Source organism: Luteitalea sp., from assembly GCA_009377605.1.
Taxonomy (GTDB): domain Bacteria; phylum Acidobacteriota; class Vicinamibacteria; order Vicinamibacterales; family Vicinamibacteraceae; genus WHTT01.
On sequence record WHTT01000011.1, the window covers coordinates 1 to 12,019 of the forward strand.

The window sequence follows — 12,019 nt, forward strand, 5'->3', positions numbered from 1 at the left end:
GTTGCGGCCGAGACGGTAAGTGTCAACCGGACAGCAGTGGGACAGCCCCCGTTTTTCGTATCGTGGAAAACGGGGGCTGTCCCCGTTTCTCACCACCGCGGCAAGACGCGCGACCATGCCGGATCCACGTGCTTCCGCATCTCCGCTTCATCGTCGCGCTTGCGATACGCGCATCTGCGATAGCGCTCCTTACCGCGCGCCAGTTGATCCTGATCCAGCTCGATGCCGAGGCCGGGCTTGTCGCCCACCGCCACACATCCGTTGCGGATGGGAATGCGACCGCCCTGCACGACCTCGTCCGCTTCGTGCTGCCATGGGTAATGCGTGTCGCACGCATACGTCAGGCGCGGCGCGACGGCGGCGGCATGCGCCATGGCCATCAACGATACGCCGAGATGGCTGTTGGAGTGCATTGACAGGCCGAGACCAAACGTCTGGCACACCTGCGCCAGATGTTGGATCTGGCGGAGGCCGCCCCAGTAATGCGGATCGCAGAGCACGATTTGAACAGCGTCTCGCTCGATCGTGCCCGGCAGGTCGGCCAGCGATGTCACCGCGACATTGCTGGCGAGCGGGATCTGCACGCCGCGGGCGATGAGCCCACCGCGCACCGCCGCCATCCCGTCGAGGCCGCTCGTGGGATCCTCGAGATAGCCCTCGCCGCTCAGCTCGGCGGCGAGCGCGGCACCGATCTCGATAGAACGCCCCACCGACCAGGCGCAATTCGGGTCGATGCGCAGCGGCGCGGCGGAGCCGAGCGCACGGCGCAGCTCCCGTATGCTGTCGATCTCGGCCTCCGGCTCGAGGACGCCACCCTTGAGCTTCACAGATGTGAAGCCGTAACCGTGCATCATCTGTCGCGCCTGCCGGACGATGGCGTCGGGATCCAGGGCTTCCCCGTACTCATCCTCACGCACATCGTCGGCCTCGCCGCCGCCGCCGGCATGCTTGTAGAACAGATACGCCGAGAAGGGCACCTCACTCCGTACGCGCCCACCGAGCAGGTCACACACTGGACGGCCGATCGACTTGCCGATGAGATCGAGGCATGCGATTTCCACGGCCGAGTAGAGGCGAGTTGCCGCGTCCATGGGATTTTCGCCGGGGACGAGAAGGGTCTGCGAGCGATCTCCCTTGGCAGAAGAGGTGGGGTCGACGAGCGGCATCAGTGCGGCGGTCAGCCGGAACGGATCGGCACCCACGATGCGCGGCCGAAGGTCCGCGAACTGACGGGCGATGGTCTCGCCGCCGTGCGTCTCACTGATGCCGACGCCGCCTTCGTCACTCTCGATCTCGAGGATCGTCCGCAAGGCATACGGCGCATGCAAGCCGTACGAGCTGCGAAGCGGTGGATCGGCGATGGCAATCGAATGGATCCGGAAATCGACAATGCGCATATCACGAAAGAGCGGGAAAGAGCGCGGCCGCGATCATCGTCGCGATGAGCCCCGCGACGCCCATGACCGCCAGCTGACCGGAGAAGTTACGCAGTGTCTCGGTTGTCGTCATCCCGCTCATGCGAGAGACCACCCAGAACCCGCTGTCGTTCATCCACGAGAACGGCTTGGACCCAAAGCCAATGGCTGCCGCGAGATAGACGGGATGGAATCCGAGCGCCCCAGGCGAGGCCAGTGCCCCAACGATTCCCACAGCGGAAATCTGTGCAACCGTCGCCGAGCCCTGCGCCGTTCTGAGCAGCGCCGTGAGCAGGAACGCGAACGGCAGGATGCCGATCTCTGCCGTCGCTGTCAGCGAGCGGAGCGCCTCGCCGACGCCGGTCTGCTGCAAGATCCCGCCAAACGCACCGCCCGCCGACGTCACGAGGACGATCGAGCCGGCGCCCGCCAGGGCGGTCTGCAGCGTCCGCGCAGACTCTGCTCTGCCCTTGCCATGGCGCGCCAGCAGAATCAGGGCGATCACGGTGGCGAGCGCGAGCGCGACGTGCTTGTCTCCCACTTCGCGGAGAACGCGTTCGAGCAGGCCGCCGAGCGGCCCGCCGGTCTCGCCATCCACCAGGGTGGTGCCGCCGATGAGGACGATCGGCAGCGCGATAGGCAGAAGCGACGCCCAAAGGGAGGGCAGCTCGGCAATGTCGCGATTGGCTAACGTCTTCAGACTGTCCAGCGGCATCTCTGAGCTGTCCCGCAACGGTACCGGCCAGTGCCGATCCACCAGGTAGGCGTAGCTCCCGCCGGCCACGGTGGCCACCAGGCCCAACGCCATGCCGACGACCATCATCTGTCCCACGTCGACATCGAGCGCGCTGGCCACGAACAGGGGGCCCGGCGTCGGGGGAACGAGGGAGTGCGCAATGGTCGCGCCGCCCGCGATCGTCATGACGTAGAGCCCGTATCGCTCGCGAGTCCGTAAGGCCAGCGCCTTGCCGATCGGAATCATCAGGTAGAACACCGTATCGAAGAAGACCGGAATCGCAAGGAGAAATCCGGACGCCGAGAACGCCAGCGGGGCCCGTGCGTGGCCGACGAGCGCCATCAGCGAGCGCACGATGCGGTCGGCGCCGCCGCTGTCGAGCAATGCGCGGCCGATGACGGCGGCCAGGCCGATGAGGATGCCCGTACTGGCCGCCGTCGATCCGAACGCGCGGGCGACGCGCTCACCTGCCGGTTGCCGCGCCAGACTCGACGCCTCGTCTGCGGGCACGTTACGCGCCAGCGCCGCGCGCTCGATGGCTTCGGGTGGCGTCAGCAGGCCGACACATAGCGCAGCGGCGATGAGAGCGAGGAACGCTTCGAGCCGCAGCCACAGAATCGCGGTGACGACGATGAGCACGCCGACCAGCGCGAGCAGGAGCGGGTCGATCGTCACGCCGAGGCTCCCGGCTTCGCTTCCACCCACTTCACGCTGTGATCACCGACCACCGCGACAGTCGAGGGTGGTGAGTCGATCCGGAAGATCGACCATGGCCCCGGAATGAACGGATAGCGGTCGACGACCGTCTCGTCGACGTCGATGCCGAGCCCCGGCCGGTCCGGCACGCGCAAATAGCCAGCCTCTATGGCGAGCGGCTCCGAGAGGATCTCGTCAGCGGCGGGGAAGGGATACATGCCGGCTCGCAGGGCGCTCGTATAGCACGGATGCTCGAGCCACTCGACGACCTGCTCGGGCCAGCAGACGCCGAGATGCGCCGCCACCAGGACTTCGAGCATCGTTCCCCAACTGTGGAACGCGACGCGCCGTCCATGCGCGTTCGCTGCGCGCGACACCGCCTGGAAGGCGGGAAGGCCGCCCTGACAGCACACGTCCATCTGAATGATATCGGCGGCGCCGGTCTCGATGACGTCGAGCAGGCCTTCCGTGGCTTGCTCGTGCTCACCGGTGGCGATTGGAAGACCCGTGTGGTGCCTGAGCCATCGATAGGTGTCATGATCGTCCGGCGGCAATGGCTCTTCGAGCCAGGCGGGTCCGTGCGGCTCCATCTCGCGTGCGAGGCTGGCGACCATGTCGCGCGTGTAGCTGCGATCACCCATCCGCCACCATGAATGCGCGTCAATCATGAGGCCGAAGCTCGGACCAGTCGCCGCCCGCATTCGAGCCAGGGCTTCCAGGTCGCCATCGGGACCGAGTGCGGGGCGCATCTTGTAGGCGAGGAAACCTTGCGCCTGAATGGCGACTGCCTCCTCGGCGTACGCTTCTGGCGGCATGTACATCCCGGCGCTGCCATACAGCTTGATGGCGTGACGCTGGCGGCCGCCCGCGATCTCGGACAACGGGCATCCCTCGAAGCGGGCCGCGAGATCGAGGAGCGCAATCTCGACGGCGTGATACGTCTTTTGGATCTCTGGGCTGGCGGTGAACCGGAGCTCGCGCCATCTCCGCGGGTCGCGGCCGTCGAGAAACGGCGCGATGTGCTCACGGATGTGCGTGGCGGCTTCTTCGTGCGCTGGTCCGGGTGCGTATCCGTGAAGGCCGACCTCCGTGGCGATGCGGATGAGCATCGCGTCACGTTTTAGAATCGTCCGCTCACCGCCATGGAAGGGGAGCCGGAGGGGCTCCGGCAGCGGGCAGGACATGAGGAGCGCGTCAACCCGGGTGATTTTCATCGCGACGTCCGCAAAGGGTCACTGGTTCCTCTTCTCTGTCCTCGGCAGAAAGGGATCGGCCTAGAACGAAGAGAAGGGGACCGGGTAACTTTTACGGACGCCACGATACAGGGATAGCGTCTTCCTGACAATGCCTGGCAGGCTTAGCGGGAGAATGTCAAAGACATCTCCACGCGCCTCTCAGACCAGTCACCTTCCGCCGCCTCGGCGTTGGCGCCGGGGCACGGTATCATCAACCAAAGACAGCGGTTGGCCAGTCTTCCGTCCTTGCTGCCCCCAGTTTTTCTCCACCCTCCGTGAAGCGTCGAGTTCCGCCCATGCGGAGTAAAACAGAGGCGGCGCCGAAATGAAAGCACACGCGTACGACGGCGCTCGCCAGCCAGCGTCGCGCGTGCGCCGGTGCCGCCGGCAAGCGTGATCGCGGGGGCCGTGCCGCCCCGGTCGGCCGCGTGGAAACACCACGTGCGGCGCTCACGTGTGGGCGACCCGCCGAGCTCCGTGAGCTCGGCGGCCGCCTGGCCCCGCCCGTGGTGTTACCCCCTTCGCGGATCACGCGGCCTCCAACGGGGCGGCACGGCCCCCGCGATCACGCCTGCCGGCGCTGCCCCCCAGCGCGGCGCACGTGTCTTGCCGCCCCTCCAATTTGTCTCCATCCCTCCGGAAACACTGAGCGCCACTGCGCGGTGAGGTCGCCGAAGACCACCCGGAGGCGCCCGGTGTGATGTGGACACGTGAGGTGAGATTGCTCGGCGTGCGAGCGACGTGATGGGGCAGGCCACGCGTTGGTCGCGAAAGCGGCGTCGGATGTGGCGGTTGCAGTCGCGTCCCTTCGACGCGGCGGCGACCAAGCCTTCGACGATCGTGGGGGAAACGCGGAAATATCGGTACCTCGCGCCGCTGCGGAACGCGAGGTCGCGCGTGGTGTCGTTCGCATACTGCCGTGATGCGACCAGCCGGGTTTCCCGCATTGGGTGAAGCGCTCGATCAGCGACGCGCGCAGGACCGGCCCCAGTCTCGCGAGTTGCGCAAGGAGCTTCCGTCAACGACCGGCGAGTCGTCGAGGCGTGGGATGTGGCATGTCGCACCACGTCCACAACTGCGACGACATGTCACGCGCACGATGCGTGCGATGGTGCATCGAGGCAGCGGCGGCGGGGCGTGCTGCCGCGTGCCCGCGCCGCCCCGTTGGAGGCCGCGTGATCCGCATGAGGGGGTAAAACTACGCGCGGCGCCAGACCGCCGCCGAGCTCACGGAGCTCGGCAGGTCGTGACACAGGAGCGCCGCGCGTGGTTTTTCCACGCGGCCGACCGGGGCGCGCGGCACCCGTCAGCACGACACGCCGGCGGCTCCGCCCACCCGCGCGTAGCCGGTCCTGTTCACCGACTCCACACAGGCCCGCACTCAAATGTTTGGGAGGGCCGACAAAAACTGGGGGACGGCAAGCTGGCAGGCTCAGAGGCGACGGATGCGCGTCGCTCCGTGAACCAGTTGAGCCATCCGTCGCTCGATCTCGGCCTGGGAAAGGATCTTGCCCACTGCTTCGGCATCCAGGCCCCTTTGAACCTTCTGACGGACGTAGATGTGGTACTGAATATCTTCCAGTGACGCACTCTCGGGAAGGTGCTCGAGCAGGCTTCCTACTTCTTCCTTAGCGGTCTTCATGGAACGCTCCAGCGCTTCAATTCTATCTCATCTCGACTCCCCCTCTTCGCCAGGGAAAACGCCCATGTCTACCGACTCACGGCCTCGTTTCCGGGTGACGTCGAGTCGGTCCGGACCGTCGGATACGTAATCCCCAGCTGCTCGAGATACGTCTTGTACTTGGTGGGATCGAAGTAATGCTTGCGCATCTCCGGGCGATAGCGGTCCATGATCGCCTTGTTGAGGTGGACGGCCGGCTGATCTTCGGCACGAATCAGCGGCTCGTACTTTCGTGTCTTCGTCTGTACGTCCTCGAAGTACTCCCACGCCTGCTCCACCAGCTCGGGACGCAGCAACAGATCCAGCACAGTCATGGCTTGGACCTGCGCTCCCGTATTGACGCCCTTGTGGGCGATCGGCGTCGCCATCGCGATGGCATTCGCCCAGTTGTGGCCCGGGCCGGCCTTGAAGTTTGCGGGGAAGCGGAGCGACACGGTCGGCAACGTCCAGGAGATATCGCCGATATCATCGGATCCGCCGCCGCGCTTGTCGTCGTCTGGAATCTCTTCCTCGCCCTCGAGCTCCGACAGCTCGGTCTCGAGCCCATCCTCCGGCACACCGAGCTCACGCTGGCTCGCCTTGGCCAGCGTGACGTCCGCGTCGCTCCATTTCGGTAAGCCGACTGCCTTGATGTTGGCATACGTGGCCTCGGCCACAGGGCGGTTCATGTGCCGTGGCCACGCCGAGCCCAGAACCCGCGACGACCACGTCGTCCCGGTCATGAGCGCCGCACCTTCCGCCATCTTGTCGCCGACCTCCCACAGGTTCTTGATGCCGTCGAAACTCGTCTCGCGGAAGAAGTACCAGACCGAGGCCGTGCGCGGGACGACGTTGGGCTGGTCGCCGCCGTCGGTGATGACGTAGTGCGACCGCTGTTGCAGCCGGAGGTGCTCGCGGCGATAGTTCCATCCCGTGTTCATCAGCTCTACGGCGTCGAGCGCCGATCGGCCTCGCCACGGCGCGCCGGCACCGTGCGCCGTCTCCCCTTCGAAGGCGTACTCCACGGAGACGAGACCGTTGCCGCTGCTGTCGCCCCAATCCGTGGTCAAGTTGGTGCCCACGTGGTTGTAGAGCACGACGTCGACATCCTTGAACAGGCCAGCGCGGACGTAATACGCCTTCGTGCCGAGCTGCTCCTCGGCGATGCCGGGCCAGATCATCAGCGTGCCCGGGATGTTCTCGCGCTCCATGATCCGCTTCACGGCAATCGCGGCCACGATGTTGACCGGCGTGCCGGAATTGTGCCCTTCGCCATGGCCGGGCGCGCCGTCGATGAGGGGATCGCGATAGGCGACACCAGGCTTCTGTGACGCTTGCGGGATGCCGTCGACATCCGATCCCATGGCAAGCACGGGCTTTCCAGAGCCCCAACGTGCCACCCACGCCGAAGGAATCCCGGCAACCCCGGTCTCGATGGTAAAGCCATGCTCTTCGAGGATGCCCGTGAGGTACTTCTGGGTCTCGAACTCCTGGAAGCCGAGCTCCCCGAAGCTGAAGACCATGTCGACCATCTGTTGCCCGAGGTCGTACATGGCCTGCGAGCGGATATCGTCTGCCACAGCCTCCTTGAGCGTGGCCACGCGTGGATCGACGCTTGTCTTTGCTGAAGTCTCAGAGGGCGCCTGCTGTCCTGCCTGTGGGACGGCGCCTCCCACGCTCAGCGTGATTAGCCCAGCAAGCCACACGGTCCGGTGGCTCATCCTTACTCGACGCATCGAAGGTCCTCCCTCGTGACGTTTGCCGACATTCTTCTCGTACGGCGCGACATACATTGATGTATACCTTGGGCGCGCCGTTACCAGTCGAACTTGACCCCGAACCGTACGATACGCGGTCCGACGATGTTCGACGGGAACAAGTAACGCGTGCCGGAATTCCAGTTGATGTTCTGCTCCGTGTTGGTGTTGGTGATGTTGTACAAATCGATCAGTGCCGTCAAGCGTGCGCCCACCAGCGTGATTGCCTTTTCGACTCGCAGGTCGATCAAGTTGATCGAGTCCTGACGCTGGGTGTCGATGGGCTCGGCCAGAATGCGCTGGTTTCCGTAGTTCAGCGCCACCTCAAACGTACGACCGAAGGGCTGGCCGGATTGATAGCGGTAGCTGGGCGAAAAGCGCAGATCCCAGGGACCATCGTACGTGCCATTGAGCTTGAAGGCCCACGTCTGGAAATTGAACCGCCCCTCGTCCGTGTTGATCAAGTCGGTCGGCGTCGTCGGCAGGGTCTCCGACCGCAGTGTGTTCCCGAAGTAGCCATCGTCGAAGTCGTAGTTCCAGCGGTACGAGAAGGCGGCAATCATCGACCAACGGCCCGAGAGGCGGCGCGTCGCGCTCAGCTCCCACGTCCAGAACTCACTGATGCCGTCGACGTTCTCCGTGCGATCCACGGTTGGCAGCTCCAGGGCCGCCGCGCTGAGATCGAACGCCTGGAACGTACCCTCGTCGTCCGGCGTGCGGCTATCACCGTCGGGACCAGGGTCCTGAACGGTGACCGGCACATTGTAGGCCGAGAGCGGTCTGTTCACGTTGTTCTGCTGATATTGATTGCCAATGCGGCGGTACACCACACCGGTGCGCAGGCCGAAGTTGGCGGCAATCTCGCGCTCGAGCCAGGCGGCGACCTCACGTGTGTAGGTGTCGTCGAGATTCGGATCGAGGCTGGTCGATGCCTCACCGCCCGAGGACTGCAGAAGCGTGCCCTCTTCGCCTGGTTCCCAGAGGCCGCTGCCGTTCGGGTCGGCCCAGGCGTATCGACGGAACCAGTCGGGCGAGTTCGTGTTGACATCGCTCGCTAAACCAGTGCCCGGGTTCCACCAATACTGCCCGTAGTTCACCTTGACGAGCGTTTTCCCATCGCCGAAGAGGTCGAAATTGACGCCGACGCGCGGTGACCACAGGTTCCACGTGAGGACATCCTCGACGGCGGAGAAGTCCAGCGTCTCGGTGAAGAAGCGTCCCGGGAGCCGCTGCTGGGCAGGCAGGAAGCTGCGATAGCGTTCGTATCGCAGGCCGAGATTGAGCGTCATGCGATTGGTGGGCTGCCACGTGTCGTTCAGGTACGACGCATACGTCCAGAGCCCGTTGATCGACTCCGTCGGCGCGCCGAACAAATACACTTCCGTCGGCTCACCGTTGTTCAGCCGCTGCAGGACATCGCCGGGGAAGCCAGATGGGTCGGAGGCGCCTGGCTGGCCGCGGATGGCCTCCGAGGTCTCTCGGAATACTTCACCGCCCATCTTGAAGTTGTGCGACCCGACCCAGCCGTTCTTGAACAGGCTGAGCGCCCCGTGCACTTGGGGGCGCCGTCGGTTCAGCGCCCATTCTCGGTTGGCGCCATATATCAGGTTGTTGCCGGTGTCCTGGATCGAAGGGGCGTCGCTGTTCCGGTGGTTCGGCCAGTCGTAGGCGAACTGCCCGGCACGCAGCTCGAGGAAGCCGAGATCGTTCAGCACGGAGTTCCAGTCGACCTTCCACACGCCTCCCCAATACTTCTGATTCCACGTGGAGTCAGCGGTCGTATGGATCGCGGCGCTGGAGCCAATGAGATAGGTGTCGAGCCGGTTCGGTTGCTGTTTGCGGCCCCACTGCGTGTAGGCGACGATCTTATTGTTCGGGCTCAGCGTGTAGGTGGCCTTGCCCGTGACGTTGTGGAGCTTGGTGGTGAAGATGTCTGCGGGAAAGTTCGGGTACCGCACGTCGATCTGCTGATTGCGCACCGACGAGTACCACCACAGCTTGTCTTTCTGGATGTACCCACCTACGTCGGCATTCACATCGTAGTACCGATTCAAGCGGTTCGTGTCTTGGGCGTCGAGGCCGCCGCCGCCCTGGATACCCCGGGCAATCTGGCTGTCGTCGATGTTGGTGGCCTGCACACCCTCGGTCTGGTAGTCGACATAGACGCGTCCGTGATACGCGTTGCCGCCCGACTTCGAGACGAAGGCGCTGGCGACGCCGGGCCATCCCATCTCCGCGCTGTGCGAGCCGGTTCCTACCGAGACCTCCTCGAAGGAGCCGTAGTCGTAGTAGAAGCCGGCTGCACCGGTTCCTTCCGTCATGACCATGCCTTCGACCATGGGCCGATGCTGATCAGTCTTGGTGTCGTACGCCGCGTACGGTGTTTGCGTGCCTGCGGCGCTGCCGCCGACATCGACGCGCTGGAGCTGGACGGCAGGTGAGGCTCCCAGGATTGACCACAGGTCACGCGCGTTCGGCAGGGAGCTGAGCTTCTCGGCGTCGAAGTTGGTCACGATTCGCGACGCCCGCTGGTCGACGACCGGCGCCTCGCCGGTCACGGTCAGCGTCTCCTCGAGCGTCGAGATCTGCATCTGCACATCAATGGTGGCGTTGAACCCGACGCCCAGGCGCTGCCGCTCACGCACAAGCGTCGCGAAGCCTTGCAGCTGGTAGGTCAACGTATAGTCACCAGGCGGCAATTGAGGCAGTCGATACGCGCCGCCCTCGTTCGTCACCACGGTTCGCTCACCCTGCAGAACCGGGCTGGTAGCCGTGACCAGGGCACCGGGTAGCGCAGCGCTGCTTTCGTCGGTCACCCTTCCATCGATTGCCGCCGTGGTGGCGCCGGCCGACTGCGCCTCCACCTTTTCCGCCAGCACCGTGCACAGAACAACGAGACACACCCCTACTCGGACGTGAGTCAAGCAGATCATCCCTCCTCCTCAATCGGCGACGCCTTGCTGGGCGCGCCGCCGGCAAATTACGTGTGGAGGAGCAAGATCGGCTCCAGGTGTCACTCGACGGTGTGCACGAGAACTAAGGCTGTGACGCGATGCGAGTTACGCGCGAGAGAGACCATGAAGGGCTAACGTTGCGAGGATACATTTCTGTCTGAGCGGGATCCAGACGCGTGAATAACGTCGGTCCCGAGGCACGACATGACCGGGCAGTTGCGTCGATGCGCGTCAACTCGTTCCGGAACGGGCGGCTCATGACGGGCAGGGTCCAACTGTCTCAGCTTTGGCCAGGAAGTCAGCGTCTATCTCTACTCCCAACCCCGGACCGGTTGGGACCTTGACCGTCCCGTTGTGGATCTCGAAATGCGGTGAGTACCAGGACTCGGGTTTCCGTGGCGCTCGCCAGGGAAACTCCATGTAGGCGCCGATATTGGGAATCGCCGAGGCGAACTGGAGAATGTTGACGGCGGTTGCGCCCGTCTGCGTGTTGTGCGGCACGATCCGCATCTCGAACCGACGGGCCATCCGCGCCACGCGCGCCGCCCGAATGAAGCCGCCGTTGTAATTGAGATCGGGCTGGACAATGTCCATCACGCCATTTTCCATCATCCACTGAAACCGCCACAGGCTGGCATCCTGCTCGCCGGCGGCCACCTGCATTGTCAGAGCGTCGGCCACCTGCTTCGTCTCGCTCAGCTCTTCCCACGGGCACGGCTCTTCGAAGAATCCGACGCCGAGATCCTCCAGCATGTGACCGATCTCGATCGCCTTGGCGGCGTTGTACGAGCCATTCGCGTCGGTGTAGATGTCGATGTCGTCGCCAAGGCGCTTTCGGGCGAGCGCCATCATTGTCTCGGTGCGGTCTGGATAGGCATCGAGGTTGCGGCTCATCCGCCCACCGATCTTGAACTTGACTGCCTTTGCGCCCGTGTGCTCGACACCGCGAACGTATACGTCCACCTCTTCCTCTGCCGTGGTGTCCCGCCCCGAGCCGGAGAGATACACGGGAATCTCCTTGCGGATGACTCCGCCCATCAGCTCGCCGATCGGCTTGCTGGCCGTCTTTCCAAGGAGGTCGAACAGGCTCTGCTCCACATACGCCACCGGGCACCACAAGGCTTGGCCGGCCAGCTTGTAGTTTTGGATATAGACGCCATCGATCAGCGTCTCGAGATCGCGTGCATCCTTGCCGAGGAAGAACGGTGCCACCAGATTGAGCAGGATCGGCACGTAGTCCGCGACCTGCTTGGTCTTGCACACTCCCACCGCGCCATCGGTTGAGCGCGTCCGGACGAAGTAGTGGCTCCCGTTCTTGAGGAGCTCGATGGACTCGATCTTGACCGGTGCATCGACACGCCGGCGAAGATCGAAGAGTGGCGTTTCGTAATCTGGAACGACTCGCTCCTCGGCCTGAGGCAGCAACCACGCCGAGGAGGAACGGACGCCGAGAGCCGTTGCGGACACGCCCGCCGAGAGACCCGCCAGGAGGCTGCGCCGATTGATTCTCATCGGCACAGTTTACCGCCACAGACCGTCCCCGAGGATGTCGCAAGTTGTCTCAGC

General features: G+C 64.5%; 8 protein-coding genes. All 8 read right to left on the reverse strand.

Annotation, left to right across the window (positions count from 1 at the left end):
- Window positions 1-89: 89 nt before the first annotated feature.
- The gene (locus GEV06_05305; GenBank protein ID MPZ17315.1) at window positions 90-1,397 is read right to left on the reverse strand and encodes a glucarate dehydratase; all 1,308 of its coding nucleotides are present in this window, start codon (window positions 1,395-1,397) and stop codon (window positions 90-92) included.
- A 1-nt stretch (window position 1,398) separates the two neighbouring features.
- A complete protein-coding gene (locus GEV06_05310; GenBank protein MPZ17316.1) occupies window positions 1,399-2,826 on the reverse strand; it encodes a GntP family permease in 1,428 nt (475 codons plus the stop codon).
- Complete coding sequence (locus GEV06_05315; GenBank protein ID MPZ17317.1) at window positions 2,823-4,061, reverse strand: mandelate racemase/muconate lactonizing enzyme family protein; 1,239 nt, start codon at window positions 4,059-4,061, stop codon at window positions 2,823-2,825. Before GEV06_05315 ends, GEV06_05310 begins: the two co-directional genes overlap by 4 nt.
- A gap of 533 nt (window positions 4,062-4,594) precedes the next feature.
- Entirely contained in the window at window positions 4,595-5,029 is a 435-nt protein-coding gene (locus GEV06_05320) for a KTSC domain-containing protein (GenBank protein ID MPZ17318.1), read from the reverse strand.
- Between the two features lie 485 nt (window positions 5,030-5,514).
- Window positions 5,515-5,724, reverse strand: coding sequence for a hypothetical protein (locus GEV06_05325; GenBank protein MPZ17319.1), 210 nt, complete (start codon window positions 5,722-5,724; stop codon window positions 5,515-5,517).
- 68 nt (window positions 5,725-5,792) lie between these two features.
- Window positions 5,793-7,463 carry a peptidase dimerization domain-containing protein gene (locus tag GEV06_05330; GenBank protein ID MPZ17320.1) on the reverse strand — a complete coding sequence of 557 codons (1,671 nt, stop codon included), beginning with the start codon at window positions 7,461-7,463 and terminating at the stop codon, window positions 5,793-5,795.
- Window positions 7,464-7,558: 95 nt separating this feature from the next.
- Complete coding sequence (locus GEV06_05335) at window positions 7,559-10,432, reverse strand: hypothetical protein (GenBank protein ID MPZ17321.1); 2,874 nt, start codon at window positions 10,430-10,432, stop codon at window positions 7,559-7,561.
- Between the two features lie 276 nt (window positions 10,433-10,708).
- On the reverse strand, window positions 10,709-11,965 hold the full coding sequence (locus GEV06_05340; GenBank protein MPZ17322.1) for a mandelate racemase/muconate lactonizing enzyme family protein: 1,257 nt from the start codon (window positions 11,963-11,965) through the stop codon (window positions 10,709-10,711).
- Window positions 11,966-12,019: the final 54 nt, after the last annotated feature.

Bases quoted from the DNA above. Each gene is read 5' to 3' on its own strand.
- GEV06_05305 (MPZ17315.1), bottom strand. From the start codon at position 1,397: ATGCGCATTGTCGATTTCCGGATCCATTCGATTGCCATCGCCGATCCA.
- GEV06_05315 (MPZ17317.1), bottom strand. From the start codon at position 4,061: ATGAAAATCACCCGGGTTGACGCGCTCCTCATGTCCTGCCCGCTGCCG.
- GEV06_05320 (MPZ17318.1), bottom strand. From the start codon at position 5,029: ATGCGGGAAACCCGGCTGGTCGCATCACGGCAGTATGCGAACGACACC.
- GEV06_05325 (MPZ17319.1), bottom strand. From the start codon at position 5,724: ATGAAGACCGCTAAGGAAGAAGTAGGAAGCCTGCTCGAGCACCTTCCC.
- GEV06_05330 (MPZ17320.1), bottom strand. From the start codon at position 7,463: ATGAGCCACCGGACCGTGTGGCTTGCTGGGCTAATCACGCTGAGCGTG.
- GEV06_05335 (MPZ17321.1), bottom strand. From the start codon at position 10,432: ATGATCTGCTTGACTCACGTCCGAGTAGGGGTGTGTCTCGTTGTTCTG.
- GEV06_05340 (MPZ17322.1), bottom strand. From the start codon at position 11,965: ATGAGAATCAATCGGCGCAGCCTCCTGGCGGGTCTCTCGGCGGGCGTG.